Source organism: Streptomyces azureus (genome assembly GCF_001270025.1).
Lineage (GTDB): Bacteria > Actinomycetota > Actinomycetes > Streptomycetales > Streptomycetaceae > Streptomyces > Streptomyces azureus.
In genome coordinates, this window is record NZ_DF968360.1 from 37,405 (window position 1) to 63,887 (window position 26,483).

25 protein-coding genes and 1 pseudogene are annotated in these 26,483 nt (G+C 72.3%); 9 read left to right on the top strand and 17 right to left on the bottom strand.

Going from position 1 to position 26,483, the window contains the following annotated elements:
* Positions 1-55 precede the first annotated feature (55 nt).
* A complete protein-coding gene (locus AOQ53_RS28520; RefSeq protein WP_059421601.1) occupies positions 56-1,522 on the top strand; it encodes a hypothetical protein in 1,467 nt (488 codons plus the stop codon).
* On the opposite strand, the gene AOQ53_RS28525 is transcribed toward AOQ53_RS28520, so the two are convergent.
* Together AOQ53_RS28525 and AOQ53_RS28530 are read right to left on the bottom strand one after the other, a co-directional pair.
* A complete protein-coding gene (locus tag AOQ53_RS28525) occupies positions 1,509-3,305 on the bottom strand; it encodes a bifunctional sugar phosphate isomerase/epimerase/4-hydroxyphenylpyruvate dioxygenase family protein (RefSeq protein WP_059421603.1) in 1,797 nt (598 codons plus the stop codon). The genes AOQ53_RS28520 and AOQ53_RS28525 overlap by 14 nt on opposite strands.
* A gap of 14 nt (positions 3,306-3,319) precedes the next feature.
* The gene (locus tag AOQ53_RS28530; RefSeq protein ID WP_059421606.1) at positions 3,320-4,195 is read right to left on the bottom strand and encodes a shikimate dehydrogenase; all 876 of its coding nucleotides are present in this window, start codon (positions 4,193-4,195) and stop codon (positions 3,320-3,322) included.
* Between the two features lie 141 nt (positions 4,196-4,336).
* On the opposite strand from AOQ53_RS28530, the gene AOQ53_RS28535 reads away from it, so the two are divergent.
* Positions 4,337-5,008 (top strand): TetR/AcrR family transcriptional regulator, encoded by a 672-nt coding sequence (locus AOQ53_RS28535; RefSeq protein WP_059421608.1) that lies wholly within the window; start codon positions 4,337-4,339, stop codon positions 5,006-5,008.
* 177 nt (positions 5,009-5,185) lie between these two features.
* On the top strand, positions 5,186-6,544 hold the full coding sequence (locus AOQ53_RS28540) for an MFS transporter (RefSeq protein ID WP_059421610.1): 1,359 nt from the start codon (positions 5,186-5,188) through the stop codon (positions 6,542-6,544).
* A gap of 56 nt (positions 6,545-6,600) precedes the next feature.
* Here the strand turns inward: AOQ53_RS28540 and AOQ53_RS28545 are convergent, their stop codons facing one another.
* The 3 genes from AOQ53_RS28545 to AOQ53_RS28555 all read right to left on the bottom strand — a co-directional run bounded on the left by AOQ53_RS28545 (position 6,601) and on the right by AOQ53_RS28555 (position 7,988).
* Positions 6,601-7,011, bottom strand: a complete 411-nt coding sequence (locus tag AOQ53_RS28545) for a VOC family protein (protein ID WP_059421611.1) — start codon at positions 7,009-7,011, stop codon at positions 6,601-6,603.
* Positions 7,012-7,308: 297 nt separating this feature from the next.
* Positions 7,309-7,698: a VOC family protein gene (locus AOQ53_RS28550; protein ID WP_059421612.1), complete on the bottom strand. Its 390-nt coding sequence runs from the start codon at positions 7,696-7,698 to the stop codon at positions 7,309-7,311.
* Positions 7,695-7,988 carry an ArsR/SmtB family transcription factor gene (locus AOQ53_RS28555; protein WP_059421613.1) on the bottom strand — a complete coding sequence of 98 codons (294 nt, stop codon included), beginning with the start codon at positions 7,986-7,988 and terminating at the stop codon, positions 7,695-7,697. The genes AOQ53_RS28550 and AOQ53_RS28555 overlap by 4 nt, the downstream gene beginning before the upstream one ends.
* 201 nt (positions 7,989-8,189) lie before the next feature.
* Here AOQ53_RS28555 and AOQ53_RS28560 point away from each other — a divergent pair, with 201 nt between their 5' ends.
* The gene (locus tag AOQ53_RS28560; protein ID WP_059421614.1) at positions 8,190-9,422 is read left to right on the top strand and encodes a serine hydrolase domain-containing protein; all 1,233 of its coding nucleotides are present in this window, start codon (positions 8,190-8,192) and stop codon (positions 9,420-9,422) included.
* A 6-nt stretch (positions 9,423-9,428) separates the two neighbouring features.
* Here the strand turns inward: AOQ53_RS28560 and AOQ53_RS28565 are convergent, their stop codons facing one another.
* The 3 genes from AOQ53_RS28565 to ribA form a co-directional block, all read right to left on the bottom strand.
* On the bottom strand, positions 9,429-10,586 hold the full coding sequence (locus AOQ53_RS28565) for a saccharopine dehydrogenase family protein (protein ID WP_059421616.1): 1,158 nt from the start codon (positions 10,584-10,586) through the stop codon (positions 9,429-9,431).
* The gene (locus AOQ53_RS28570; protein ID WP_059421617.1) at positions 10,576-11,637 is read right to left on the bottom strand and encodes a saccharopine dehydrogenase; all 1,062 of its coding nucleotides are present in this window, start codon (positions 11,635-11,637) and stop codon (positions 10,576-10,578) included. The genes AOQ53_RS28565 and AOQ53_RS28570 overlap by 11 nt, the downstream gene beginning before the upstream one ends.
* A 147-nt stretch (positions 11,638-11,784) precedes the next feature.
* The gene (gene ribA / locus AOQ53_RS28575) at positions 11,785-12,444 is read right to left on the bottom strand and encodes a GTP cyclohydrolase II (RefSeq protein ID WP_059421618.1); all 660 of its coding nucleotides are present in this window, start codon (positions 12,442-12,444) and stop codon (positions 11,785-11,787) included.
* 41 nt (positions 12,445-12,485) lie between these two features.
* Between ribA and AOQ53_RS41765 the strand changes: the two genes are divergently transcribed.
* Positions 12,486-13,214 (top strand): creatininase family protein, encoded by a 729-nt coding sequence (locus AOQ53_RS41765; RefSeq protein WP_078945553.1) that lies wholly within the window; start codon positions 12,486-12,488, stop codon positions 13,212-13,214.
* 155 nt (positions 13,215-13,369) lie between these two features.
* On the opposite strand, the pseudogene AOQ53_RS46675 reads toward AOQ53_RS41765, so the two are convergent.
* The 5 genes and pseudogenes from AOQ53_RS46675 to AOQ53_RS28600 form a co-directional block, all read right to left on the bottom strand.
* Positions 13,370-14,602: pseudogene (locus AOQ53_RS46675) on the bottom strand (lysylphosphatidylglycerol synthase domain-containing protein); the annotation flags it as partial.
* Positions 14,599-15,564 (bottom strand): class I SAM-dependent methyltransferase, encoded by a 966-nt coding sequence (locus AOQ53_RS28585; RefSeq protein ID WP_408055199.1) that lies wholly within the window; start codon positions 15,562-15,564, stop codon positions 14,599-14,601. The pseudogene AOQ53_RS46675 and the gene AOQ53_RS28585, both read right to left, overlap by 4 nt.
* A gap of 80 nt (positions 15,565-15,644) precedes the next feature.
* Positions 15,645-16,850 carry a glycosyltransferase family 4 protein gene (locus AOQ53_RS28590; RefSeq protein ID WP_059421621.1) on the bottom strand — a complete coding sequence of 402 codons (1,206 nt, stop codon included), beginning with the start codon at positions 16,848-16,850 and terminating at the stop codon, positions 15,645-15,647.
* Positions 16,847-17,245, bottom strand: coding sequence for a 6-pyruvoyl trahydropterin synthase family protein (locus AOQ53_RS28595; protein WP_010043117.1), 399 nt, complete (start codon positions 17,243-17,245; stop codon positions 16,847-16,849). The genes AOQ53_RS28590 and AOQ53_RS28595 overlap by 4 nt, the downstream gene beginning before the upstream one ends.
* 193 nt (positions 17,246-17,438) lie before the next feature.
* On the bottom strand, positions 17,439-18,419 hold the full coding sequence (locus AOQ53_RS28600; protein WP_059421622.1) for a zinc-dependent alcohol dehydrogenase: 981 nt from the start codon (positions 18,417-18,419) through the stop codon (positions 17,439-17,441).
* A gap of 108 nt (positions 18,420-18,527) precedes the next feature.
* On the opposite strand from AOQ53_RS28600, the gene AOQ53_RS28605 reads away from it, so the two are divergent.
* On the top strand, positions 18,528-19,286 hold the full coding sequence (locus tag AOQ53_RS28605; RefSeq protein ID WP_059421623.1) for a CDP-alcohol phosphatidyltransferase family protein: 759 nt from the start codon (positions 18,528-18,530) through the stop codon (positions 19,284-19,286).
* 11 nt (positions 19,287-19,297) lie between these two features.
* On the opposite strand, the gene AOQ53_RS28610 is transcribed toward AOQ53_RS28605, so the two are convergent.
* Positions 19,298-19,678, bottom strand: a complete 381-nt coding sequence (locus AOQ53_RS28610; RefSeq protein ID WP_059421625.1) for a winged helix-turn-helix transcriptional regulator — start codon at positions 19,676-19,678, stop codon at positions 19,298-19,300.
* Positions 19,679-19,792: 114 nt separating this feature from the next.
* On the opposite strand from AOQ53_RS28610, the gene AOQ53_RS28615 reads away from it, so the two are divergent.
* Positions 19,793-20,194, top strand: a complete 402-nt coding sequence (locus AOQ53_RS28615) for a RidA family protein (RefSeq protein ID WP_059421626.1) — start codon at positions 19,793-19,795, stop codon at positions 20,192-20,194.
* A 30-nt stretch (positions 20,195-20,224) separates the two neighbouring features.
* On the opposite strand, the gene AOQ53_RS28620 is transcribed toward AOQ53_RS28615, so the two are convergent.
* Positions 20,225-21,739, bottom strand: a complete 1,515-nt coding sequence (locus AOQ53_RS28620) for an ABC transporter substrate-binding protein (RefSeq protein ID WP_059421627.1) — start codon at positions 21,737-21,739, stop codon at positions 20,225-20,227.
* Between the two features lie 152 nt (positions 21,740-21,891).
* On the opposite strand from AOQ53_RS28620, the gene AOQ53_RS28625 reads away from it, so the two are divergent.
* Both AOQ53_RS28625 and AOQ53_RS28630 read left to right on the top strand, forming a co-directional pair.
* Positions 21,892-22,851 carry an ATP-binding protein gene (locus tag AOQ53_RS28625; RefSeq protein WP_059421628.1) on the top strand — a complete coding sequence of 320 codons (960 nt, stop codon included), beginning with the start codon at positions 21,892-21,894 and terminating at the stop codon, positions 22,849-22,851.
* A gap of 70 nt (positions 22,852-22,921) precedes the next feature.
* Positions 22,922-23,314 (top strand): SCO5389 family protein, encoded by a 393-nt coding sequence (locus tag AOQ53_RS28630; protein ID WP_059421629.1) that lies wholly within the window; start codon positions 22,922-22,924, stop codon positions 23,312-23,314.
* Here the strand turns inward: AOQ53_RS28630 and AOQ53_RS28635 are convergent.
* Positions 23,301-24,164, bottom strand: a complete 864-nt coding sequence (locus AOQ53_RS28635) for an alpha/beta fold hydrolase (protein WP_059421631.1) — start codon at positions 24,162-24,164, stop codon at positions 23,301-23,303. The genes AOQ53_RS28630 and AOQ53_RS28635 overlap by 14 nt on opposite strands.
* Positions 24,165-24,302: 138 nt before the next feature.
* Positions 24,303-26,345, bottom strand: coding sequence for an elongation factor G (fusA, locus tag AOQ53_RS28640; RefSeq protein ID WP_059421632.1), 2,043 nt, complete (start codon positions 26,343-26,345; stop codon positions 24,303-24,305).
* Positions 26,346-26,483: the final 138 nt, after the last annotated feature.

The following is a 26,483-nucleotide window of genomic DNA, read 5'->3' on the forward strand; positions in this document are numbered from 1 at the left end:
CCCCGGCCGGAGGTGAGTTGACAGCCTCCGGCCGGGCGCGTCAGAGTCCCCGCTGATGGAGATCGAGGACATGACACCCGCCGAGGAGCGGGTGTGGCGCGCCTTTCCGCGCGGGCAGGACGTGGACTTCCGGGAGCCGACGGACGAGGACCCGGCGCGGGGCGCGGACTGGGGACCCGAACGGACCGTGCGGGCGGCCGTGTTGCGGGCCCTGCTGCTGAGCGCCCCGCAGGAGGACGGGGAGACGGCCGCCCTCCGGCTGGCGGGCGCGCGGATCACGGGCGTGCTGGACCTCAAGTACGGAGAGGTCGACCACGCCGTGCGCCTCAGCGACTGCTTCTTCGAGGGCGTCCCCGTCCTGTACGGGGCGCGGCTGCGGCAGCTCAACCTGCGCGAATCCGCCCTGCCCGGCCTGGACGCCGCCACCCTCCGCGTGGACGGCGTGCTGCGCATGTCGGACTGCCTGTTCGAGGGGCCCGTCCGGCTCGGCGGGGCGCAGATCTCCGGGGCGCTTTTCATGGACAGGGCCGGTATCGACGAACGGCCCACCGATCAGCCCGCGCTCCAGCTCAACCACGTGACCATCGGCGACGGCCTGTCGGCGCAGGAACTGCGCACCCGCGGCGAGGTGCGCCTGACGGGTGCCTCGGTCGCCGGGACGATCGACCTCAACCAGGCGCGGCTGGAGGCCGGTGCCGGTGAGGTCGCCCTCGACGCGGAGACGCTCACGGTGGAGGGCGACGTCCTGCTGCGCGACGTGGACGTCCTCGGCTGGATCGGCCTGCGCGGCGCCCGGATCGCGGGCCGCCTCGACCTCTCCCACGCGCGCCTGGCGAACCCCGGTGGCACGGCACTGCGCGCCAGCAGCTGCACCGTCGGGGAACTCTGGCTGCGCAGGAGCCCGCCCATGACAGGCGCCCTCAACCTGCGCCGCGCCCAGCTGGACGTCCTGTTCCTCGAACCGGACGTGGTCCCCGAGGAGGTCCTGCTCAACAGCCTCGTCTACACCTCCCTCACCCCGCACGAACCCGCCGAGCGGCGCCTGACGATGCTGGAACGGGACCGCGAGGGCTATGTCCCGCACGCCTACGAGCAGTTGACCGCGGCCTACCGCCGGATCGGCGACGACGACGCCGCCCGCGTCGTCCAGCTCGCCAAGCAGCGCCGCCGCCGCGGCACCCTGCCGTGGTACGGCCGGTTGTGGGGCTACGTCCAGGACGCGGCCGTCGGCTACGGCTTCCGGCCCCTGCGCGCCGCCGGCTGGCTGGTGTCGCTGCTGGTGATCGGCTCCCTGGCCTACGCACTGCACCACCCCCAGCCGCTGAAGGCGGACGAGGCCCCGCAGTTCAACCCGGTCTTCTACACGCTCGACCTGCTGCTGCCGGTGATCTCCTTCGGGCAGGAGGGCGCGTTCGCCCCCACCGGCGGGTACCAGTGGCTCTCCTACACCCTGGTGCTCACGGGCTGGATCCTGGCCACGACGGTCGTCACCGGCATCACCCGGTCGGTCAGCCGCCAGTGAGCGTCCGCACCGCGTGCTGTGCCGCCAGCCGTACCGGGGCGTTCGGGGCACCGTAGCCCCGGTAGCCGTCGTCGCGCTGGACCAGTTCGAAGAAGACGCGGCCGACGGTGCGGGTGTAGCAGTGGCGGAAGGCGCCGTGGGCGTCGCGGTCGTAGAGGATGCCGAGGTCGCGGTAGGTCTCCAGCTCACCGTCGGCGAACTCGAAACGGGCGGCGAGATCGTCGTAGTAGTTCGCCGGGACGGGCAGCAGACTGCCGCCGGCCTCCCGGAAGCGGCGGGCCGAGGCGACCACGTCGTCGGTGGCCAGGGCGATGTGCTGAGCGTGGACGGTGTCGTCCATGGGCGCGGCGCCGACGGTGAGGGCGATCCGGACACTGCCGTCGGCGTTGGTCACGGCACGGCTGCGCAGCAGACCATAGGGGTCGGCGACGTCCACGCTCTCCTGGGCGTGCAGGCCGAGCACGCCCCGGTGGAAGAGGGCCGCCTCGTCGAAGTGGTGCCAGGGCTGGACGAGGGCGAGATGGTCGATGCGGCGGACGGCCGCGGGGGCGGGTGCCGGGTCCGTGTCCTCGAAGTCGGCCCGCCAGTCGGGCAGGTCCGGACGGCCGGTGGCGCAGAAGAAGAGCTCCGTGCCGTCGGGGGCGGCGACCGCGTCGAGCGGGGCGTCCTCGGGTGCGCGGCGGCGCGGCAGGACGGGGGCCAGCAGCGCCTCGGCACGCCGGGCCGCCGCGGCCGGGTCCGGTGACTCCAGCCCGATCGCGGCGAGCTGGGTGCCGTCGCGGCGGACGGCCGGCCCGGTGTTGACGAGGATCCGGGCGTCCCCCTGCTCCCACAGGGTGACGGGCTTGCCGCGATGGCGGGCGGTGCGGATGAATCCGAGGGCGCCGAGCAGGGCGGTGAGGGGCTCGGCGTCGGGCGTGACCAGCTCGGCGAAGGCGACGCCGGTGGGGACGACGGGCTCAGGCAGGGCGGCCCGGCCCACCGTCTCCTGAAGGACCAGCAGGGAACGCCGGGCGTCGACGGCGGTCGGACCGGCCTCGGCCTGCCGGAAGACGTCGTTGAAGACTTCCAGGGAGAGCGGGCCGTCGTAGCCGGTGCGCAGCACGTGCCGCACCAGGCCGGCCACGTCGAAGCCTCCCTGGCCGGGGAAGCAGCGGTAGTGACGGCTCCACTGGAGGACGTCCATGGCGAGCAGCGGGGCGTCGGCGAGCTGGAGGAAGAAGATCTTCTCGCCGGGGATGTCCTCGATGCCCTTGGGGTCCGAGCCGCGCGAGAGGATGTGGAAGCTGTCCAGGCAGGTGCCGAGGGCGGGATGCCCGGCCGACTCGACGATGCGCCAGGCGTGGTCGTACGTACTGACGTGCCGCCCCCACGCGAGCGCCTCGTAGGCCACCCGGATCCCGGAGTCCCGGGCGAGGTCGGCGAGCCGGCTCAGCTGCTCGGCGGCGAGGGCGTCGTCGTCCACCGCCTGCGGGGAGACGCTGGAGCAGACGAGGACCGTGTCTGCGCCGAGCCGGCGCATCAGCTCGAACTTGTGGCGGGCCCGCCGCAGGTTCCGGGCGAACTCGTCCCCGGGGACGGCCTCGATGTCCCGCATCGGCTGGTACAGGTCGACGGTGAGGCCGAGGTCGGCGCAGCGGGCGCGGACCTCCTCGGGGGTGAGGGGGCTGGCCAGCAGGTCGTTCTCGAAGATCTCCACCCCGTCGAAGCCGGCCCGGGCGGCGGCCGTGAGCTTCTCGGTGAGGGATCCGCTGAGGGAGACGGTGGCGATGGACGTACGCACGTCGGTACCTCTCTTCAGTTCGATGCCCCTACGGCTCCGGCCAGTTCGGTCAGGTCCGCCAGCATCCGCGCGGCGTCGGGTTCCCGCCCGGTGAACAGGCGGAACGCGTCGGCTGCCTGGAAGGCGGCCATGCCGCCGCCGTCGAGGGTGGCGCAGCCCAGCGCGCGGGCGGTGCGCAGCAGTTCGGTCTCCAGCGGGCGGTAGACCACCTCGGCGACCCACAGCCGGGGGTGGAGCAGCCCGGCGGGCAACGGCAGGCCGGGGTGGGCCGCCATGCCGGTGGGCGTGGCGTGGACGATTCCGTCGGCCTGCGCGAGCAGCCGCGCCTGCCGGTCCGGGGGCGCGGCGGCGGCACGGCCCCGGCCGAAGGCGCGGTTCAGGGAGCCGGCCAGCGCGGCGGCCCGTTCGGGCAGGGCGTCGACGACGGTGACCCGCTCGGCGCCGAGCGTGAGCATGGCGTGCGCGACGGCCGCGCCCGCACCGCCGGCGCCCAATTGCACGACCCGCTCCAGCGGCGCGTCGGGCAGCCCGCGCGCGAAGGACGCGGCGAAACCGGTGACGTCCGTGTTGTGGCCGACCGCTCGGCCGTCCTCGAAGACGACGGTGTTGACCGCGCCCAGCGCCTCGGCCTGCGGGGCGAGCGCGTCCAGGTGCTCGATGACGAGCTGCTTGCAGGGGTGCGTGATGTTGAGCCCGTCGAACCCGAGGTCGCGGGCGGCCCGCACCAGATCGCCCACCGCCTCGGGCGGCACCCCGAGCGGGTCGATGTCGATCAGCCGGTACAGCAGGCGCAGGCCCAGCCGGTCGCCCTCCCGCTCGTGCAGCGCCGGGCTCAGCGACGGGCCGATGCCGGAACCGATCAGTCCGACGAGATACGAGTCCTTGGGCACACGGGCCTCCCGAGCGGCTCACTAATGTACGAACTAGTACGTTAGCTATATCAGCCGGGCGCGACCGCGGGAAGGCCCCGGCGGGATCCGGGCCCTGCTCCTAGAATCACCGGCACCGGCCCCTCCGCCCGAAGGAACCTGATGACCAGCGTCGAAGAACCGGCACGTCCTGGCGAGCGCGAGCGCGTTCGTGACGCCGCCCGCACCCAGGCCGAGATCCTCGACGTCGCCACGCAGGAGTTCGCCCGGGCCGGCTACGACGGGGCCCGGGTGGACGAGATCGCCGCCCGCACCCGCACCACGAAGCGGATGATCTACTACTACTTCGGCGGCAAGGAACAACTGTTCACGGCCGTGCTGGAGCGGGCCTACGGCGTGATCCGGGAGGCCGAGCAGCGGCTCGACGTCGAGCACCTGGACCCGGTGGCGGCCATCCGGCGCCTCGCCGAGGTGACCTTCGACCACCACGAGCAGCACCCGGACTTCATCCGCCTGGTCAGCATCGAGAACATCCACGAGGCGCAGCACATCGCCGCCTCCGAGAAGCTCGGGAAGATCGGCTCCCCCGCCCTGGACGTGATCCGCCGCATCCTGGAGGAAGGACGCAGGTCAGGGCTGTTCACGGCCGACGTCGACGCCGTCGACCTGCACGCGATGATCTCCTCCTTCTGCTTCTTCCGGGTCTCCAACCGGCACACCTTCGGCGCGCTGTTCGGCCGCGACCTGGTCGACCCGGCGCAGCGCGCGCACTACCGCGCCATGCTGGGCGACATGGTGATCGCGTACCTCACGGCGGAGCGCGCGGCGGACTGAAACGTCCGGCGTCGAACGTCGAAGCACAACCCCTTGACACCGGCGGCACGCGGGCGCAGCATCCCTAGCCATCCCCTAGTAACTATCCAGTGGGTTAATTAGCCGCGATCCGGCACGTCCCCCTTCGCTCGTCCTTCTGTTCACTCCGCCTATGGTGGAGCCCCCTAAGGAGCCGCCGTGTCCGTCCCCGCCACGCCCGAAGGGGCCGCAGCCCCGCCCGGCCAGCCCAGGAAGGCCGCGACCGCCGCCTGGATCGGCAGCGCGCTGGAGTACTACGACTTCTTCATCTACGGCAGCGCCGCCGCACTGATCTTCCCCGAGGTGTTCTTCGACGAGTCCGACCCGGCCACCGCGACCCTGCTGTCGCTGGCCACGTTCGGCGTCGCGTACGCCGCCCGCCCGGTCGGCGCGCTGGTGCTCGGGCACTTCGGCGACCGGCTCGGCCGCAAGAAGATCATGGTCTTCACGCTGATGCTGATGGGCCTGTCGACGTTCCTGATCGGCTGTCTGCCGACCCGGGATCAGGTCGGCACGCTCGCCCCGGTCCTGCTCGTGCTGTGCCGGGTGCTCCAGGGCGTCTCGGCGGCGGGCGAACAGGCCAGCGCCAACTCCATGACGCTGGAGCACGCGCCGCCGGGCCGGCGCGGCTTCTTCACCAGCTTCACCCTCAGCGGCACGCAGGGCGGGCAGTTGCTGGCCACGCTGGTGTTCATCCCGGTCGCCGCGATGCCCGAGGAGCAGTTGCTGTCCTGGGGCTGGCGGGTGCCGTTCTGGCTGAGCGTGGGAGTCGCCGTCGCCGGCTGGGTCATCCGGCGCAGGCTGGACGAGACCCCGGCCTTCGCCCAGCAGGCCGCCGAGGAGGGCGTCGTCAAACTGCCGCTGGTGGTGCTGCTGCGTGAGCACTGGGCGGATGTGCTGCGGGTGATCGCGGGCGCGCTCATCGCGTCGGTCAGCACCATCTTCACGGTGTGGGCGCTGGCGTACGCCACGAGCGACGCGGTCGGCATGTCGCGCACCGCCATGCTGTGGGTGGGCGCCCTGGCCAACCTCGTCGCACTCGCCGCGATCCCGCTGTGGGCCACACTGTCCGACCGGATCGGCCGCCGCCCGGTGTACCTGATCGGTGCGGTCGGCAGCGCGGTGACGATGTTCCTGTACCTGTGGGCCGTCTCCACGGGCTCGTACCCGCTGACGTTCCTGCTGGGCATCCTCTGCTTCGGCGTGGTCTACAGCGCCGCGAACGGCGTGTGGCCCGCCTTCTACGGCGAGATGTTCACGACCCGGGTCCGGCTGTCCGGCGTGGCCATCGGCACGCAGATCGGCTTCGCCGCGGCCGGCTTCGCGGTGACGTTCGCCGCGCGGATCGCGGGGCCGGGCGGCGACGACTGGTCGGCGGTGGCCCTGTTCACGGCGGCCTTGTGCGTGCCGCCGGTCATCGCCGCGCTGTCGGCCCGCGAGACGCACCGGGTTCCGACGGAAGCGCTGGGCGTACCCCCGGCCCGGGCGACCACGGAGCCGGAGAAGGTGACGGCCTGAGCCCGGACCGCTCCCTGCCGGGCCCTCCCGGGCCCGGCGGCGGGTGGTCGGTCCGTTCAGCTGTTGGACCAAGCCCGGCGGCACAGCACCAGGCGATAGCCGTCGGGGTCCTCGATGGTGACGCCCCATTCGTTCCAGTAGGGGTTGGGGGATACGACCCACGTGCCGCCGTGCCGCTCCAAGCGGGCGATCAGGTCGTCCGGGACCGGGTCGTCGGCGTAGACGACCAGCAGATCCTCCTCGGTGGGGCGGGGCTCCACCGGCCTGGCCGCCTCGTACACGAGCTCCAGATGCCAGTCGGCGTCGGGCCAGCCGAGCATCAGCAGGTCGTGGTGGCCCGGTTCGGATCCGCCCTCGGACCGCCACACGACACTGAGCCCGAGCCCCTCGCGCCAGAACCGCTCGGCCGCCGCGAGGTCGCGGGAGGGACGGGCGATCCGGATGTGGCTGCGACCGTTCACGGGCATGGCGACCTCTTCTCGTGGCGTCCTGGTCTACGGCGGCGCTCCGCCTCGCAGCCTAGGAAGCCGGCCGCCGCGTGGCATCGGCCATCGGTCCTGGGCCCTGGAGACTAGGGCCCCGGCAGGCAACGTCTGCCCGTCAAGGAGCGGCGTCCGGTGCGTGCTCTGGGGGTACCCCCTGCTCGAAGAGCCTGGGGGAGTGCCGGCCGGAAGCCCTCGTACTGGATGTACTCGGGCTTACGGCCGGTGCGGCGAGAGGGCGTGCCGGGCGTCGCGACGGGGCGAACGTCGCCTGCCGGGGCACTAGGCCTTGGTGTGCACGAGCTGGATCAGGTTGCCGCAGGTGTCGTCCAGCACCGCTGAGGTGATGCTTCCCATCTCCAGCGGCTCCTGGGTGAACCGCACACCGAGACCGCGCAGCCGCTCGAACTCCGCCTGGACGTCGTCCACCGCGAAGGAGGCGGCCGGGATGCCGTCCTCGACCAGCGCCGTCTTGTACGGCTGTACCGCGGGATGGCCGGAGGGCTCGAGCAGGAGCTCCGTCCCGTCGGGGTCCTCCGGCGAGACCACGGTCAGCCACCGGTCCGTGCCCACGGGGACGTCGTGCTTCTTCACGAAGCCCAGGACGTCGGTGTAGAAGCGCATGGCCTTGTCCTGGTCGTCGACGAAGACGCTGGTGATGTGGATCCTCATGAAATGTCCTCCGGTGCGTCGTGCTTGAGCCATCGGGTCATGACGCGCTCAAGGGGTTCGGTGTTCAGGTCGTGGAACTTGTAGCGGCCCTCGCGCCGCGAAACGACCAGACCCGCCGATTCCAGTACGGCCAGATGCTGACTGACCGCTTGGCGCGACAGCCCCAGACCGTGCTTGGTGACCAGCCGCGTGCAGATCTCGAACAGGCTCTGGCCGTCCCGTTCGGCCAGCTCGTCCAGGATGCGCCGACGGGTGGGGTCGGCCAGCGCCTTGAAGACATCCTCCGCCATGCCCCCACGATAGGCAAGTAGCGACTTGCCTATCAAGTCACCTGCGCCGCTGCCCGTACTCACCCGGTGGCGCCCGGCAAGATCGGACCGTTCACCTGTTTCTGCGTGATCACGAATGGTTCCTTCACGAGGATGGGGTCTGAGGTGGTCCGGGCGGGGTATGCCGGATCTCACCTCGACGAGAGCGACGGAGGATGAGCGATGGCACAGCTGCGACAAGACGTCGACCCGGGTGAGGCCGGGCTGGATCCGGAGGCGCTGGGCCGCCTGGACCGGCACTTCGCCCGGTTCGTCGACGAGGGCCGGCTGCCGGGCTTCCTCGTGTCCGTCGCCCGTGCCGGACGCGTCGCCCACCTCACGACGTACGGTCTGCGCGACATCGCGGCCGGGCAGCCCGTCGAGCCGGACACGCTGTGGCGGGTCTACTCCATGACGAAACCGGTCACCGCCGTCGCCGCGCTGCTGCTGGTGGAGGAGGGCCGGCTGTCACTGGACGACCCGGTCGCCGACCACCTGCCGGCCTTCGCCGACCCGCGGGTCTACGTCGGCGGCTCCGGGTCCGACGTCCGGACCCGCCCGGCCACCGGCCCGATACTCGTCCGGCACCTGATGACCCACACCTCGGGCCTGACCTTCGGCTTCTACCACGCCCACCCGGTGGACGCCCTGTACCGCGAGGCCGGTCTGGAGTCGTCGGTGCGGCCGGGCGCGGACCTGGCCGAGACGATCGAGGTGTACGCGAGTCTGCCGTTGCAGTTCGAGCCGGGCACGCAGTGGAACTACTCGGTGGCGAGCAATGTCCTGGGCCGGGTCATCGAGGTCGTGTCGGGGCAGCCGCTGGACGTGTTCTGTGCCGAGCGGATCTTCGGCCCGCTCGGCATGACGGACGCGGGGTTCCACGTCAGGGACGAGCAGGCGCCCCGGCTGTCCGAGATGTACGGGGAGAAGGAGGGCGGCGGCATCGAGCGGATCCCCGGGCTGCCGCTGCGCGGCGGCCGGCCGCGGTTCCTGTCCGGCAGCGGCGGCATGGTGGCCTCCGCCCACGACTACCACCGCTTCATGGAGTTCCTGCGTCGCCGTGGCGAGCTCGACGGCGTCCGGCTGCTCACGCCGGAGACGGTGGACCTGATGACCCGCAACCACCTGCCCGGCGGCGCCGACCTGCGTGCCTTCGGCAGCCGCCCGGCCCACGACGAGCCCGGCAACGAGGGGCTCGGCTTCGGGCTCAACGTCTCCGTGGTGACCGACCCGTCCCGCACCCAGGCGCCGTCCGGGCTCGGTGCCTACAGCTGGAGCGGGGTGGCCACGACGACGTTCTGGGTCGACCCGGGCCGCGACCTGACGGTGCAGTTCATGACGCAGGTGCGGCCCAGGACCTCCCACACGTTCTTCCGCGACCTCAAGAAGTTCGTCCACGAGGCCGTGTCGGGCTGACTCCCGCTACTGGTCGACGCGGAGGGTGAACTCGACGCCTTCCCGGGCGAGTTCACTCAGCCACTGTTCGGACCGGGCCGCCGTCTCGGCAGCACGGTTCAGACCCGGCGGCAGGGAGCCGTCCAGGACGTGGCGGACGCCCAGGGCGAGAGTGCGCGAGACGCAGCGGGCCATCGCGCTCTCCCGCGCGTCGCCGACCAGGTCCAGGAGGTAGCCGCCCGCCCAGGTCCGCCCGGTCCCGGCCCGCACGTCCAGCGACACGGCGAGGACGACCCGGTCGCGGTCGTCGTCCGTGGTGGGGTGGGCGGCGGCCAGCTCCTGCGCCAGGGCTGCGATGCGGGCGTCGTCGCCCCGCTTCAGCTCCTCGAAGACGCCGCCCCAGGCGCGCAGCCAGCCCTCCAGACGCAGTGTGCCGCGTACGAACGTGCGCGGTGTCCAGGCGTCCGGCAGTCCGTACTGCGCGACGAAGGGGACGCTGTCGCGGTTGGGGTAGACCTCGAAGGTCTCCCCGTCGACGACGTGCCGCCGAGTCGCCTCCCACGGGCGGTCGGCGACCGTCTCGGCGCCGCCCTCGATGTAACGGGCCGGGGAACGCAGGGCGTTGAGGACACCAGCCGGTGCCCAGCTGAAGCGGTACGTGAAGTCGTTCGGGACGGCCGGGACGCCGCCGCAGTACGACGTGAGGGTGTACGAGGCCGGCGTCTGGTCGCCGATGGCCTCCCGGGCCCGGGCGACGAGGGCGTGGGCGAAGAGGTGGTCGATGCCCGGGTCGAGCCCGGCCTCGGTGAGGACGACGACCCCGGCCTTCCCGGCGGCGGGCACCTGGTCGAGGACCGCCTGGGACACGTAGCTGGAGCAGGCGAAGTGCGCCCCGAGCCGGACGCACTCGGCGAGCAGCGGCGCGTGCTCCGGCGCGGGCAGCATGGACACCACGACGTCGCCGGGCGCCAGTTCGGCGGCGAGGGCGGGCAGCGTGTACGCGCGGGGCTCGGCCCGTCCGGCCAGGCCCAGCCGGTCGAGGGCGTCGGCCGCGCGGCTCTCGGTGCGGTGCCAGAGCCGTACGCGCTCGGCGGTATCGCACAGGGCGGCCAGCCCACTGCCCGTGGACAGGCCGGCGCCGATCCAGTGGACGGTGCCGCTGGCGGATACCGGGTCAGTGGTCATGGATCTCCCCGTTGTCGAGGCCGTGTTCACGGCATGCCTGACGGAACCGGTCCAGACAGCGTCCCCAGGGCCCGGTGACGCCGAAGTCGAGCAGGTGGGGCAGGAGGGCGGCGGAGAAGTCGGCGCTGGACTCCAGCGGCAGCAGGGAGGGCAGGTTGTCGATGGCGATCAGGTCGAGCGGGGGGTGCTCGCGCAGCCGGCGGACGGGCTCGTCCCAGTCGGTGGTCTCGTCGTACACCGGAAGGACGTTGAGCGGGGAGCCGACGTCACACGTCACGTCGCACAGGGTGCGCAGGCGGCGGTCCGCGGTGTCGAGGTCCTGCTCGCGGAGGAAGGGCGGGACCGGGCTGGTGGCGAGCACCGCGTTCACCATCACGTCGTGCTCCAGCAGGGCGCGGCGGTCCAGGTCGCGGGTCTCGGCGAGGTCCCAGCAGGTCGGGTCCGCACCGGCGGTGGCGAACGCCGTGCGGGCACCGCGGCCGCTGCGCCCCAGGGCGCCGATGACCAGGCCGGTGAACCCGGCGTCGTCCGCTGCGGGCTTCAGCGTCTCGTCCAGGGCCTCCTTCGTCGTGGGCGTCAGCGGTGCGCGCAGCCGGCCGCGGTGCTGGAGCACCGCCAGGGCCGCGCCGAGGTAGCCGGCCCAGAACCCGAAGGCGGCGAGACGACGCCCGCTGTCGTCCACCAGGTACTCCAGGTCGAACAGCGCCCCGCCCCCGGCGGCGAACCGGCGCAGCAGACCGGCCGCTTGGGGCTGGCCCTTGTAGGCGTGGCCGAAGAAGACGTGCCGGTGCGTCAGCTCGGCCGGTTCGCCGGGCAGTTCCTTCAGGCCGAGCACGACGGCGTCCCGCGGGGCCGACACCCAGGAGCCCGCGGGGGCTACGCGGCAGCCGGCCGCCTCGTACTCCTCGATCGGGAAGACCCGCTGCGGGGAGTCCTCGACGGTCAGGGCCACTCCGTTCTCGACGAGCCGCCGGGCGTCGTCGGGCACGACCGGCGTGCGCCGCTCGGTCGTTCGGGCCTCGTGGCGCAGCCACAGATGGAGCTCGGTCATACCAGGTGGGCCTCCGGACGTGAGGCGCCGGCCGCCGAGGACCGGCGCTCAAGGGGCGGATGTCCACGAAGCGTACGCGGCCCGCCCACGGGTCGCGCGCCGATACGCTCAGGTCACGTCGAGGAACCGGAAGCCGGCCCCGGCGTCTCAGGAGGAACTGACCACCGCGTCGAGGTGGGGCAGGTGGTGGTCGAGGCGCTCCCGCTTGGTCCGCAGATAGGTGATGTTGTTCTCGCACGGCGGGATCAGCAGCGGCACCTGCTCGGCGACCTCGATGCCGTGGTTCACCAGCGCCTCGCGCTTGCGCGGGTTGTTGGACATCAGGCGGACGGACTTGACCCCCAGGTCGTCGAGGATCCGGGCGGCCACACCGTAGTCGCGGGCGTCCACCGGCAGGCCGAGGGCGAGGTTGGCCTCGACGGTGTCCAGACCTTCCGCCTGGAGGGCCATCGCGCGCAGCTTGGCGAGCAGGCCGATGCCGCGGCCTTCATGCCCTCTGAGGTAGACGACGACACCGGCGCCCTCGGCGACGACCGCGCGCAGGGCGGCGTCGAGCTGGTCGCCGCACTCGCAGTGCTGGGAGCCGAAGGCGTCGCCGGTCAGGCACTCCGAGTGCAGCCGGATGAGCACGTCGTCGGTGCCGAGGTCGCCGTAGACAAGGGCCACTTGTTCGTCACCGCGGTCGTGGTCCAGGTAGCCGACCGCCTGGAATTTCCCGTACACGGTGGGCAAGGGGGCATTCACGACGCGTTCCACGCCGGTCCGCTGCGGTGACTTCTTGCCGAGTACGCCAATTTTTTCTGTCATGATTCTCGAGTTCCTAAGCAGAGACGAAAGGCCGTGACGTTATGAGTGACTTGGTGCCGGCGGACACCACTGAAGACGTACGGACGCGGGGCGCCGGTGTCTCACGGCAGGTCGCGGTGCTTCCCGTGGGGAGCTTCGAGCAGCACGGTCCGTATCTCCCGCTGGCGACCGACACGCTCGTCGCCTGTGCCGTCGCGCGGGAGATAGCCGGCGCGTACCCGGTGCACCTCCTTCCTCCGGTGACGATCTCGTGCTCGCACGAGCACGCGGCCTGGCCGGGGACCGTGAGCATCTCCTCGGTGACCCTTCATGCGGTGGTACGGGACATAGCGGCTTCGCTCCGCCGGTCGGGCGTCGACGCCTTGGTGGTGGTCAACGGGCACGGCGGAAACTACGTGCTGGGCAACGTCGTTCAGGAATCCTCCGCCCGCGGCGAGCGGATGGCGCTGTTCCCGGCCCCGGAGGACTGGGAGGCGGCGCGCGAGCGGGCGGGTGTGGTCGCCTCGCTGCTCACCGACATGCACGCGGGGGAAATAGAGACCTCCATCCTTCTGCACGCTCATCCCGAAATGCTCCGACCCGGTTATGAGACTTCCGATTTCGTCGCTGACGACCGGCGTCATCTGCTCACCCTCGGCATGTCCGGTTATACCGATTCCGGTGTCATCGGCCGTCCCTCGCTGGGTTCTGCGGAAAAGGGGAAGGAACTCCTGGGGAGCCTGACGGATTCCTTCGGGGCGTATTTCTCGCTGCTGACCTCCGACGAGTAGTCAGGCTCGGTCGCGAGGCCGGGTCCGGGGGCCGGTGAGGCGGCCTCGGCCCCGGCGCGCAGGCCCGCGTACCAACGGGCGACGAGTACGACCAGGCCGGGCAGGCTCGCCACGAGGCTCAGCACGCCGTAGACGACCGCGACGGCGAGTCCCCGGCCGGCGCCCAGGCCCGCGGCGCCGAACGCCCAGGCGGTGACGCCTTCCCTCGGTCCCCAGCCGCCGACGTTCAGCGGCAGGCCCATGGCCAGCAGCGCGAGTACGGCGAGGGGTACCAGTACGGCCACGGAGGCGGCGGCTCCGGCGACGCGGGCGGCGAGTACGAACATGGCGACGTAACCTGCCAGGACGACCACGGAGGAGACGATGACTCCGGGGCCGTTGCGGCGGGACAGCAGCCCCTCGCGTGCCTCGGCGAGCATGGTGCGCAGCGCCCGGCCCCGGCGCGAGGGCGCCGCGCGGTTCATGCGCAGGGCGAGGACGACGGCGAGCGCCCCGAGTGCGGCCAGGACCGCGAGCGGCGCGATGTGCCGGGCCTCGGCCAGCACCGGGGACGGCATGGTCAGCAGGACCACGGCACCGACGGCGAACAACGCGATCTGCCCGGCGGCCCGTTCGAGGACGACGGCCTTCACGCCCCGCCGCACGTCCCCCTCGCTCTGCCCGTGCCGCACCGCACGGTGCACGTCGCCGAGCACACCGCCGGGCAGCGCCGCGTTCAGGAACAGCGCACGGTAGTAGTCGGCGACGGCCGGCCCGAACGGCAGCCGGATCCTGAGGCTCCGGGCCACGAGCGCCCATCGCCACGCGCTGAACACGGTGGTGACGAGCCCGATCCCGAGCGCCAGCACCAGGGTCACCGCGTCGATGCGGCGCAGCCCGTCCAGGAAGACCCCGGTGCCCAGCCGCCACAGCAGCACCCCGAGGATGACGACTCCGGCGAACGTGCCGAGGTGGGTACGGACCTTGCGGGAGCCGAGCCGGGCGAGGGCTGAGCGGACGGGGGCGGGGCGGGGGGACTCCGGGCCGGGCATGGGCGCCGGGGTCCCGGCGTCGGCGACGGGCGTGCGCCGACTCGGCGAGCCGGAGTCGGCGACCGGGCGCGGCACCTCCGGATCGGCCGGGGGCGCGACCGCGGCCCGGGCCCTGGCGGGCGAACGCCGGCCGCTGCCGGTCGCCGACGGCCCGTCCGGGGCCGTGGTGCCGAGCCGGCGCGACGGCTCGGCGGCGGCCGAGGACAGCGCCGGAACTCCGGTTACACCGAGCCGGCCCGGGCCGTCGGCGGTCCCGGCGCTCTCCCGCAACCGGGCGGCGTCAGCGGGTTCCAGCCGCACACGCGTACCCGCCACCGCACCCCGAGGCGCGACGTCCGTTCCCGCCCTCGGGCTCATGACGCTCCGCCCTCCGGGCGGCACAGGGCCAGTAGGTCGGTGTGGTGGACGGTGACGCGCAACCGGCCGGCGGCGCAGGCGGCCAGGCGTTCGGCCAGGTAGGCGTCGGCGCGGGCGCGCAGGTCGGGGCGCTGCTCGACGGCGGCGCCGACCCAGCCGCGCAGCCACTGCTCGGTGAGCGCGGCCTGCTCGGGGCCGAGCCGCCACGGGCTCGGATGCAGCCGTACCGTCGCGCCGTGCTCGGAGAACGCCTCGGCCGCCGCCGTCACCGCGTCGGGGCCGAGCAGACCGTCGCGGCGCTGGTGGTCGTTGAACGCCTGGGCGATCTCCGAGTCCAGCGGATGTGACGGCGTCAGCTCCACGCGGCCGGCGACGGACAGCGTCAGCAGGGCGGGGCAGCCGGCTCCGGCGCAGGCGGCGGCGAGGGTGTCGATCTCCTCGCGGGTGAGGACGTCCAGCAGGGCGGACGCCGTCACCAGGGACGCGCCGCGCAGGGCGTCCGCGGTGAGGCGGGCGACGTCACCGCGCCGCGTCTCCACGGTGACCCGGCTGCCGTCGGCGGCGGTGCGCGGGGAGGCGACGGCGGCGAAGTGCAGCAGATAGGGGTCGCGGTCGTGCAGGATCCAGTGCTGTGCGCCGTCCAGGCAGGGGGCGAGCCAGCGGCCCATCGAGCCGGTACCGCACCCGAGGTCGTGGATGACGACGCCGCCGGACTTGCCCGGCAGGTTGGCGAGCCGGATGCGCAACGGGTCGAGCAGATCGTGCGCCCGTGCGGCGGCGTCGGCCGGCTCCCGCAGCTCCAGCCACTCGGGCGCGTAACGGGGCGGATCCTCGGGGTCGGCTTCACGCAGCTTCACGGTGGGCCGCGCGCCGGGTGTGCCGGAGGGGCCCGCGCCCGGGATGACGGCATCCGCGGACCCCGCCGCGGCCCGCCACGCCCCGGGATTACCGCCCGGAATCATGCCGTCCATCGACTCGGCAGCCTCCCTCGGCCCGGGCTGGGCCGGAATCGCCCCGCTCTGCTGGGTCGTCGCCGGGTTCGTCATGCGGCCCTCCGGGGGTCGGTCGGGAGCCGGCGCAGTACCGCCGCCAGGCTCTGTGCGGTCGCCGCCCAGCCGCCGAGGGCGGCGCGGCGGCTGCGGGCGGCGGCCTTGAGGCGACGGCGTACGTCCGCTTCACCGAACCAGCAGCGCAGTTCGGCGGCGATGGCGGCGGAGTTCTCCGGCGGGACGAGGATGCCGGGCACACCGCCGTCGGGAGCGCGGCCGACCGCCTCGGGGAGCCCGCCGACGTCCGTGGCCATGACCGGGATGCCCCGCGCCAGTGCCTCGGTCACGGCCATGCCGTACGTCTCGGCGTAGGAGGTGAGGACCATCAGGTCGGCGGTGGCGTAACTGGCGTCGAGTGCGGCGCCGGACTGCGGACCCGCCAGCTCCAGCCGGTCCTGAAGGCCGTGCTCGGCGATGAGGGACCGCAGATGAGCGACGTACTCCGGGTCCTGGGTGAGACTGCCTACGCACACGCAGCTCCACGGCAGGTCGGTCACCGTGGCCAGTGCCTCCACCAGCCGGTGCTGTCCCTTGCGCGGGGTCACGGCGGCCACGCACAGCAGCCGTGAGACGCCGTCGGTGCCGGGCGCGAGCGGCGCGATGTCGGCGCCGGGCGCCGCCACGTGCACCCGCTCCGGGGGAAGGCCGTGGTGGGCGACCAGTCGGCGGACCGCCCAGTCGCTGGTGGCGACCACCGCCGGGACCGCCCGCAGCACCGCTCGTTCCCTGGCATCGAGTTCGGCGGCCACGGCCGGGTCGAGCCCGGTCTCGTCGCCGAGCGGGAGGTGGACGATGACGGCCATCCGCAGTCGTTCCGCCTCCGGCACGACGATCTCCGGGACGCCGCAGGCGACCAGCCCGTCGAGCAGGACGACGGCACCGTCGGGCAAGCCGCTCAGGGCGCGGGCGAGTTCCGTACGGGCCGCCGCCCCCGGCCGGGGCCAGTCACCGGCCACGGCGTGCTTCGTCACCTGCCAGCCGAAGCCGGGCAGGTCCAGGCACACGCGCCGGTCGTAGGCGTTGCCGCCGCTGGGCGTGGCCGGGTCGTCGACGCCGCCCGGCAGCACGAAGTGCACGGTGCGCAGGGACATGGGGATGATCTCGGCGTTCTTCAGGGTGGCGTGCTGCACGGGAACATAATTCAGCCGCGCTGGTGCCGGTCCGGTGTGCTCGGGCCGTTCGATCGTCGTGTCGGTCACAGCGCACGCTCGTAACTCGCCCACGCGATGTGTGACTCGTGCAGGGTGACGGTCAGGCCCGCGATGCCCTTGGCGCCCTCGCCCAGCGCTCCCTTGTGGATGCGCTCGGCGAGCCGGTCGGCGATGACCTTGGCGAGGAACTCCGTGGAGGTGTTGACACCGGCGAAGTCGGGCTCGTTGTCGAGGTTGCGGTAGTTCAGCTCGCTGACCACCGCCCCGAGTTCCTGGGTCGCCAGCCCGATGTCGACGACGATGTTGTCCTCGTCCAGCTGTTCGCGCCGGAACGTGGCGTCCACGAGGAACGTGGCCCCGTGCAGGCGCTGCGCCGGTCCGAAGACCTCGCCACGGAAGCTGTGGGCGATCATGATGTGATCGCGGACGGTGATGCTGAACAACGGACGACCCTCCAGGTGCGGCGCGTCTGCTCCCCTGCCATGGCTGCCGGGGATGCCGTGTATTACGGCTCCTTGCCTTCCCCTGTTCAGTCTCCGGTACGTCTTTTCTCAGGTCAGGCGCTTTCGTCGTATCCACCCGGCACTGAAGTCGTACGGAAGCCGCACCGGATGGAACGATTCGTCAGTCGATGCGTCAATCACTCTCGTCGTAGCGGACCCGGTGGCACAGCGCGGGGATCTCGCCGGAGACGAGCTTCGGCAGCACGTCCGGCAGGTCCTCGAAGGCGGATTCGCCGGTGACGAGGGCGTCGAGGGCCGGGTCGGCGAGCAGGTCGAGGGCGAGCGCGAGCCGGTCGGCGTAGGTGCGGTTCGGCCGGGCCGGGGAGACGGTGCCGACCTGGCTGGAGCGGATGACGAGCCGCCGGGAGTGGAAGGCCTCGCCGAGCGGCACGCTCACCTGCCGGTCGCCGTACCAGCTCAGTTCCAGCACGGTCCCTTCGGCGGTGAGGAGTTCCAGGGACCGGGCGAGGCCCTGCTCGGTGGCGCTGGCGTGGACGACCAGGTCGCACTCGCCGAGGGCCTCCTCGGGGGAGGCGAAGCCGACACCCAGGGCCTTGGCGATGCCGGCCCGGCCCGGGTCGGCGTCGACCAACTGGACGCGGGCACCGGGGAACCGGGCGAGCAGGGCGGCCACCGAGCAGCCGACCATGCCCCCGCCGACCACGGCGATCCGGTCTCCGACCAGGGGCGCGGCGTCCCACAGGGCGTTGACGGCGGTCTCCACGGTCCCCGCGAGCACGGCCCGTTCGGCGGGCACGGTGTCCGGTACGGGCGTGACGGCGCTCGCCGGGACGACGTACCGGGTCTGGTGCGGGTAGAGGCAGAACACCGTACGGCCGACGAGCGCCTCGGGCCCCTCCTCCACCACACCGACGTTGAGGTAGCCGTACTTCACCGGGCCGGGGAAGTCGCCCTCCTGGAACGGGGCCCGCATGGCCGAATGCTGGCTGACCGGCACGCTGCCGCGGAAGACGAGGGTCTCCGTGCCCCGGCTCACGCCGGAGAAGAGCGTGCGGACCAGCACCTCGCCCTCGCCCGGGTCCGGCAGGGCGACGTCCCGGATCTCGCCTCGCCCAGGCGAGTCGATCCAGAACGCGCGTCCGGTGTGCTTCATCGAAGTCCTCCTGAACGATCGGGAAGCTGCTTGCGTACCGAGGGGTGCACAGGCCGCGCACAAGGTAGCGGCGTTGATCGACTCTGTCACACGGCCGGAGGGTGTTCGGTGGCCCTGAACAACACGTACGACGCGAGGCTCCAGCAGGAGACCGCCCTGGGGGCGGGAGTGCAGATCCTGCTGCTGGCCCTGATCGGCACGGCGATCGGAATGGGCCCGGCGGGCTGGCTGACCGGCCTCGCGTTCGCGATCGCCACCTGGGCGGTGCTCTCCCGGGCCCTGCACCGTTCCCGGCTGCGCTCGTTCGGCGCGGCGAACCGGGTCACCCTCGGCCGGGCCACCCTGGTCGGCGGGGTCACCGCGCTGGTCGCGGACTCCTTCCAGAGCTCGCCGCCCGTGTCGCTGTTCGTCGGTCTGACGGCGGTGGCCCTCATCCTCGACGGTGTCGACGGCAAGGTGGCCCGCCGCACCGGCACCTCGACCCCGCTGGGCGCGCGCTTCGACATGGAGGTCGACGCGTTCCTGATCCTGGTGCTGAGTGTGTACGTGTCGATGCAACTGGGCCCGTGGGTGCTGCTGATCGGCGGGATGCGGTACGTCTTCGTCGGTGCGGCCCGCGTCTGGCCCTGGCTGACCGCCGCACTCCCGCCGAGCACGGCCCGCAAGACGGTCGCGGCACTCCAGGGCGTGCTTCTGCTGCTGGCGGGCGCCGATCTGCTGCCGTACGCGGCCAACTTCGGCGTCGCGGCCCTGGCTCTGGGCCTGCTGGTGTGGTCGTTCGGACGTGATGTGCTGTGGCTGTACCGGACCTCGCGGGTCGAGAAGGCCCCGGCCCGACGGCAGGTACGGGAACTGGTCGCCAGCTGACTCCCCGCCGGTCAGGCGTCGAACCGGTCGCGTGCCGACTCGATGTGGCCGAGGTACTCATGGGTCCAGCCGCAGATCAGGTCGACCGTGGCGCGCAGGGCCCGGCCCGGTTCGGTGAGGGTGTACTCGACCTTCGGCGGCACGGTGGGATGCACCTTCCGGTCGACCAGGCCGTTGCGCTCCAGCATCCGCAGGTTCTGCGTGAGCATCTTGTGGCTGACGCCCTCGACCTCGTCGCGCAACTCACTGAAGCGCAGGGTGCGTTCACCGAGGGCCTCGATGATCAGCAGCGCCCACTTGTTGGCGACGTCCGAGAAGATCTCCCGCGCCAGGGAGTCGGCCCGCCGCAGGTCCGCGTTCTCCGGCAGGTCCCTCAACTGCTTGGTCACCATCTGGTTCCCCAGTCACTGAAAAGTGCGTTCTTCCAGGTCGGCCCACACTCTCCTACGGTTTCCCAGTAACCGCAAGAGAGCGCGGAGTTCGCGCTCGACGGAAGGACGGGAACCATGACCTCGATCGATGTCTACGACCACGCCATACCGGCCGAGAGCCACTTCGGCTACGCGCAGGCGATCAGGTCCGGCGATCTGATCCACGTCTCCGGACAGCTCTCGTTCGACGAGGCCGGCGGTTTCCGCCCGACCGACGACATCGCCACTCAGTTGCAGGGGACGTACGCCAACATCGACAAGGTGCTGGCCCACTACGGCGTCACGCGCAACCAGATCGTCTCCCAGACGCTGTACGTGGTGGACCTGGTGAAGAACGCCGACGTGGTGGCGGAGGGCAACCGCGCGTACTTCGGCACCCACCGCCCGGCCAGCACGGCCCTGGGCGTCAGCGAACTGACCTTCCCCGGACAGGCGGTCGAGATCAGCTGCGTGATCGACACGAAGCTGCCGGCGTGAGTCGGGGCGGCGACCCCTGGCGGGAGACGGTCAGCGACGCGTCCCGGCGCCCACCAGGGCCCGCTCGTACGGGTCGAGGACCACGCCCCGGACCTTGGTGGAGACGCCGGCGATGATCTGCTGATGGGCCAGCGGCACGACCGCGTCCGTGCCGAGGATCTCCGCCTCGGCGGCCATGGCCGCGTCCTGCCGCTCGCCCGTGCCGTCGGTCCCGTCGGCCTTCTCGACGGCCCGGTCGACGTCCTTGTCGCACAGCAGGGCCAGGTTGTAGCCGCCGTCGCAGGTGTAGTCACTGGCGAGGACGCCGACGGGGTCGCCGGTGTCCAGCAGGCTGTTGCGGGCGCCGATGAACGCGTCGAACTTCCCGGCCAGCGCGTCGCTCTCCAGCCGTGAGTACTCGCGCACCTCCAGCTTCACCGTGAAGCCGGCCTTTTCGAGCTGCTGTTGCACGACCTGGGCGACCTCGGGCAGTTCGGGCCGGTTGTCGTAGGTGGCGAGGGTGATCCTCGTGCCGTCGGGCCGGGCGGCCGCCGGGCGCCCCGTCGACTTCACGCGCTTGCTGTCGGCCCAGGTGACGGCGGGGCCGTAGATGCCCGCGCCCGGGTCGGCGTAACCCTCGAAGACGCCCTTGACGATGGCGGAGGAGTCGACCGCCGCGCGCGCGGCGGCGCGCAGCTTCGGGTCCTTGAAGGGGCCGCTCCTGGTGTTGAGCTGAAGGCTGGTCGTCCGGGTGGTGCCGGCTTCCTTGAGGGTCGCCTTGTCGAGGGTGGCGGCCTGGGCGACGGGGATCGCCTCGGCGATGTCGACGTCGCCGGTGCGCACCGCGTTGGCGCGCGCGGTGCCGTCCTTGACGAAGCGCGCGTCGATGCCCGAGGCCTGGGCGCGGCCGCCCCAGTGGTCGTCGAAGCGGTCGAGCGTGGCGGAGCCACCGCTGTTGACCTTGGTGATCTCGAAGGGCCCGGTGGCGGTGCCGACGGGCGTGGGGACGCCCTTCTTCTCGTACGCCTTCGGGGAGAGGATCGCCAGGCTCGGGCTGGACAGGCGCATCGGCAGGACGGGGTCGGCCGCGGCGGTGGTGATACGGATGCCGCGGCTGCCGTCGGCCTTGACGTCGAGGCTGACACCGGCGAGGGCGGCGGGCACGGGCTTCGCCTTCGTGGCGCGGGTGAGCGCGTCGGCCACGGCGGACGGGGTGACGTCCGTACCGTCCTGGAAGGTGGCCTCGCGCAGGATGAACCGCCAGGTGCGGTCGTTCTCGCGGCGCCAGGACTCGGCGAGCGCGGGGGCCGCGGCACCGTTGGCGTCCAGGGCGGTCAGCCCCTCGGTGACGCCGAGCCGGCTGAGGAGCGTGGCGTCGGCACCGTACGGCGAGAAGTTCTCGGCGGGCGGGAAGGCGAGGGCGACACGCAGCCGCGAGCCCGGCTGCCCGCCGTCCGACGACGACTCCCCGCCGGGGGAGGCGAAGCAGCCTGCCAGACCCGGGACGAGGACGAGGGCGGCGAGGAACCGGAACGGACTCTTGATGCTCTGAACACGCACTTGCACAGCATATGCATCAAGGGGGAGGTCCGGCCGGCGGGGGGACCTGCACTCGAACGCCACCGCAAAACCCATACGGAGCAAGCAATTTGACAGCGGCGACGATCACTCCCTAAATCTAACCACATGACATTCATTTTCAAAAAGATGGAGCGGTCATGAGGGTCGCGTTCGTCGGCAAGGGCGGCAGCGGCAAGACCACGCTGTCGGCGCTCTTCTCCCGCCACCTGGCGCGCTCGGGCACACCGGTCCTCGCCATCGACGGCGACATCAACCAGCACCTGGCCGAGGCGCTCGGCGACGAGGAGCAGTCCGCCCCTCCCCTGGGCGAGCACCTGGCCGAGATCAAGGACTTCCTCCGCGGCGCGAACCCACGCATCACCTCCCGCGAGGCGATGATCAAGACGACTCCCCCGGGACGCGGCTCCCGCCTCCTGCGCCCACTCGGCGACGACGAACTGCACGCCCGGCACGTCGGCCGGGCGGGTGGCGTCCCGCTGATGGTCACGGGCGAGTTCGACGAGTCCGACCTGGGCGTGGCCTGCTACCACTCCAAGCTGGGCGCGGTCGAGTTGTACCTCGGCCACCTGGCGGACGGCCCCGGCGAATACGTCGTGGTCGACATGACGGCGGGCGCGGACGCCTTCGCCTCCGGTCTGTTCACCCGCTTCGACATCACCTTCCTGGTGGCGGAACCCACCCGCAAGGGCGTCTCGGTCTACCGCCAGTACCGCGACCACGCGGAACAGTTCGGCATCCGCATCGCGGTCGTCGGCAACAAGGTGACCTGCGAGGACGACCTCCTCTTCCTCAAGGAACAGGTGGGGGACGACCTCCTGACCTACCTGGTCCAGTCCCCCTGGGTCCGCGCGGCCGAACAGGGCCGCACCGAGGGCGGCCTGGACGCGCTGGACTCCCTGGAGCCGCACAACCGTCACGCGCTCACGATCCTCCGCGAGGCCGTCGACTCCCACCCCCGCGACTGGGACCGGCTCCACCGCCACGCCGTCGAGTTCCACCTGCGCAACGCCCGGGCGTGGGCGGACGCCCGCACGGGCGAGGACCTGGCCGCCCAGATCGACCCGGACTACGTCCCGGGCACCCGGCCGAACACCTGACCTCCTCCCGCCCCCCACCGCCCTACCGCCCCACCGCCCTCCCGCCAACCAGACAGGACGACACTCCCCCATGTCTCTCGACGTTTCCCCGAAGCTCCTCGCCGAAGCCGAGCAGGGTGACATCCGCGAGGAGGACTTCGTGGACACGGTCCGCACGTCCCTCCCCTACGCCTACGACCTGATAGCCTCCCTCGCCACCGAACTCCACGACGGCCGGTCCGAGTTCACGGACAACCAGACCCCTCCCCCGTCGGAACAGGAGCGCGGCCAACTCCTGCGCGCCCTCGCCAGCGACGCGATCCGCACCAGCCTGGAACGCCACTTCGGCATCACCCTGGCCTTCCAGAACTGCCACCGTGTGGCGGCGTTCCGCCCGGAGTCGCGGGGCGGGGAGACCTACGCGCGCTTCACGTCCGTGCGGTCCCAGGTGCTGAACCAGTCGCCGGAGTTCAGGGACTGCTGACGCCACCGCCATCGTCCAGAAAAGCCACCACGGCCGTCACGAACCGCTCCCGGACGTCCAGCCACGGAAAGTGCCCCGCCCCGCTCTGCACGACCAACTCGGCGCTCGGGAACAGCCCCGCGTACTCCTTCATCACGCGCACAGGCCCCGCCACGTCGTACTCCCCGGCGAGGACGAGGACCGGTGAGGGAGCCGTGGCAAGGGCACTTCGGGTGAGGTGGGGGTCGAAGGCACCGTCGGAGGCGTAGCGCGCGGCGGCTTCGTCGTTGCGCTGTCGCTGCTCCGCCGCGCGGAAGGCCCGGGCCTCGTCGTCCCACCGGGCGAACCAGAAGGGGGCGACGGCGTCCCAGTCGCCGGCCGTCGCCCGGCCGGCCGTGATGGCCTCCAGGGACGCGTACGCCGGGGCGAACCACGGTTCGTCCCGGCGCAGGCGTGCCGTCTCCAGACGGTCCTCGGCGCTGATGTCGAGGCCGACGGCGAAGACGCTGGGCGTGATCAGGGCGAGCCGGCCCACGCGGTCCGGATGGCGGGCCGTGTAGAGCGCGGCCAGGTTGGCACCGGCGGAGTGCGCGAGCAGGTCCAGCCGCTCCAGGCCCAGCTCTTCGCGCAGCGCCTCGACATCGGCGACCTGCCGGTCACAGCGGTACGACGCCGTGTCCCGCGGCACAGCCGAACCGCCGGTGCCCCTGAGGTCCAGCCGGATCAGGGTGCGGTGGGCGGTCAGGCCGCCCAGGTCCCCCAGGTAGACCGAGTCCTGCATCGGGCCGCCGGGGAGGCAGACCAGAGGCGGGCCGTCCCCCGTCGCGTGGTAGGCGAGGGTGGTGCCGTCGGGGGCGGTGAAGGTGGGCATGGGCGCGAGGGTGGCAGGAGGCGGAGGCCGGGGCAACCGGATATCCGCCGGGGTGTCAGTGCCGTCCACCGTGGCGTCCTACCGGTGAGCGGGTCGGCCCCTCCTCTTTCGGGGAGGGGCCGACCGCCGTTCTGCCGGCTACCGCGTCGGCGTCGTGACCGGCGCCGGGGCGTAACCGGTGGGGCGGGCCGTGAAGGTGCCGCGGCCCTGGGTGCGGCTGCGCAACCGGGTGGCGTAGCCGAAGAGTTCGGCCAGCGGCACGGTGGCCGTGACGATGGCCGCGCCCGCGCGGGTGACCGAGCCGGTCACGCGGCCGCGCCGGGCGGCGAGGTCGCCGAGGACGCCGCCCACCGCGTCCTCGGGCACGGTGACCGTGACCTCGACGACCGGCTCCAGCAGGATCATGGCGCAGGCACGCAGGGCCTCGCGGAGGCCGAGGCGGCCGGCCGTGCGGAACGCCGTGTCCGAGGAGTCCTTCACATGGGTCGCCCCGTCGGTGAGGGTGACGAGCAGCCCGGTCACCGGGTGCCCGCCGAGCGGCCCTTCGGTGAGGGCGTCGCGGCAGCCGGCCTCGACCGCCCGGACGTACTCGTGCGGCACGCGCCCGCCGACGACGGCCGACCGGAAGGCGAACCCGCCCTCCTCGTACGGCTCCACGTCGAGGACGACATGGGCGAACTGCCCCGCCCCGCCGTCCTGTTTGACGTGCCGGTAGACGAGACCGGACACGCCCCGGGCGACCGTCTCGCGGTAACTGACCCGGGGGCGGCCGGCGTTGACCTCCAGCCCCAGCTCGCGCCGGAGCTTCTCCACCGCCACCTCCAGGTGCAGTTCACCCATGCCCGACAGCACGGTCTGCCCGGTCTCCGGGTCGGTCCGCACGACCAGCGAGGGATCCTCCTCGGTCAGCCGGGCCAGCCCGGACGCCAGACGGTCGGTGTCGCCTGCCCTGCGGGACTCGACCGCGACCGAGACCACCGGCTCGGGAACACCCGGCGGTTCCAGGACGAGCGGGGCGTCCGGCGCGCAGAGGGTCGAGCCGGCGCGGGCCGACTTGAGCCCGACGACGGCGACGATGTCCCCGGCGACCGCCCGGTCCAGCGGTGCGTGCCGGTCGGCCCGGACGCGCAGGATGCGGCCGATGCGCTCGGTGCGGCGCGCACTCGCGTCCCACAGGGTGTCTCCCTTCTCGATCGTCCCGGAGTAGATCCGCAGGTAGGTCAGCCGTCCTGTAGGGGTGGCGTGCACCTTGAAGGCGAGGGCGGCCGGTGGTGCCGCCGGATCGGCTGGCCGCTCCTGTTCGTCACCGTCGTACGTGCCTCTGACCGGCGGCACGTCCAGCGGCGACGGCAGATAGGCCACGACCGCGTCGAGCAGCGGCTCGACACCGCGGTTGCGGTACGCGGAGCCGCACAGCACGACCACGCCGTCGCCGTCCCGGGTCAGGTCCCGCAGCGCCGAGGCGAGGGTCCGCTCGCCGAGCGTGCCCGTGTCGCAGAACTCCTCCAGGGCGCCCGGGTGGAGTTCCGCCACGGCCTCCTCCAGCGCCCGGCGGCGCGCGAGGGACTCGTCCCGGAGGCCGTCCGGCACCGGCGCGTCCTCGACGGCGTCGCTGTCGGTCCACACCAGGGCGCACATGCGTACGAGGTCGACGACGCCGGTGAACGTGTCCTCCGAGCCGATCGGCAACTGCACGACCAGCGGGGCCGGATGCAGCCGATCCTTGATCGACGCGACGGCCGCGTCCAGGTCGGCACCGGCACGGTCCATCTTGTTGACGAACGCGATCCTCGGCACGCCGTGCCGGTCGGCCTGCCGCCACACCGACTCGCTCTGCGGCTCCACCCCGGCCACCGCGTCGAACACCGCCACCGCACCGTCGAGGACCCGCAGCGCACGCTCCACCTCGTCGGCGAAGTCGACGTGCCCCGGGGTGTCGATCAGGTTGATCCGGTGACCGTCCCAGGCGCAGCTCACCGCCGCGGCGAAGATGGTGATGCCCCGGTCGCGCTCCTGCGGGTCGAAGTCCGTGACGGTGGTGCCGTCATGGACCTCGCCACGCTTGTGCGTGGTTCCGGTGGCGAACAGGATCCGTTCGGTGACGGTGGTCTTGCCGGCGTCGACGTGGGCGAGGATGCCGAGGTTGCGGACGACGGCGAGCGGGTTGGGGTTGATGCGCACGGCCCAGGGCCTTTCGAAAGGTGCAGGAAAGGGGCAGCGCGATTACCGGGCGAGGCGGGCATGGCGACACGCAACGCACAGCTCGCTGACTTCACGTCAGCAAGCCGTGGCGCACGTCGTTCAGACGTTCGTCCCGGT

Bases quoted from the DNA above. Each gene is read 5' to 3' on its own strand.
- AOQ53_RS28520 (WP_059421601.1), top strand. From the start codon at position 56: ATGGAGATCGAGGACATGACACCCGCCGAGGAGCGGGTGTGGCGCGCC.
- AOQ53_RS28535 (WP_059421608.1), top strand. From the start codon at position 4,337: ATGACCAGCGTCGAAGAACCGGCACGTCCTGGCGAGCGCGAGCGCGTT.
- AOQ53_RS28545 (WP_059421611.1), bottom strand. From the start codon at position 7,011: ATGCCCGTGAACGGTCGCAGCCACATCCGGATCGCCCGTCCCTCCCGC.
- AOQ53_RS28550 (WP_059421612.1), bottom strand. From the start codon at position 7,698: ATGAGGATCCACATCACCAGCGTCTTCGTCGACGACCAGGACAAGGCC.
- AOQ53_RS28555 (WP_059421613.1), bottom strand. From the start codon at position 7,988: ATGGCGGAGGATGTCTTCAAGGCGCTGGCCGACCCCACCCGTCGGCGC.
- AOQ53_RS28560 (WP_059421614.1), top strand. From the start codon at position 8,190: ATGGCACAGCTGCGACAAGACGTCGACCCGGGTGAGGCCGGGCTGGAT.
- AOQ53_RS28565 (WP_059421616.1), bottom strand. From the start codon at position 10,586: ATGACCACTGACCCGGTATCCGCCAGCGGCACCGTCCACTGGATCGGC.
- AOQ53_RS28570 (WP_059421617.1), bottom strand. From the start codon at position 11,637: ATGACCGAGCTCCATCTGTGGCTGCGCCACGAGGCCCGAACGACCGAG.
- ribA (WP_059421618.1), bottom strand. From the start codon at position 12,444: ATGACAGAAAAAATTGGCGTACTCGGCAAGAAGTCACCGCAGCGGACC.
- AOQ53_RS41765 (WP_078945553.1), top strand. From the start codon at position 12,486: ATGAGTGACTTGGTGCCGGCGGACACCACTGAAGACGTACGGACGCGG.
- AOQ53_RS28585 (WP_408055199.1), bottom strand. From the start codon at position 15,564: ATGATTCCGGGCGGTAATCCCGGGGCGTGGCGGGCCGCGGCGGGGTCC.
- AOQ53_RS28600 (WP_059421622.1), bottom strand. From the start codon at position 18,419: ATGAAGCACACCGGACGCGCGTTCTGGATCGACTCGCCTGGGCGAGGC.
- AOQ53_RS28610 (WP_059421625.1), bottom strand. From the start codon at position 19,678: ATGGTGACCAAGCAGTTGAGGGACCTGCCGGAGAACGCGGACCTGCGG.
- AOQ53_RS28615 (WP_059421626.1), top strand. From the start codon at position 19,793: ATGACCTCGATCGATGTCTACGACCACGCCATACCGGCCGAGAGCCAC.
- AOQ53_RS28625 (WP_059421628.1), top strand. From the start codon at position 21,892: ATGAGGGTCGCGTTCGTCGGCAAGGGCGGCAGCGGCAAGACCACGCTG.
- AOQ53_RS28630 (WP_059421629.1), top strand. From the start codon at position 22,922: ATGTCTCTCGACGTTTCCCCGAAGCTCCTCGCCGAAGCCGAGCAGGGT.
- AOQ53_RS28635 (WP_059421631.1), bottom strand. From the start codon at position 24,164: ATGCCCACCTTCACCGCCCCCGACGGCACCACCCTCGCCTACCACGCG.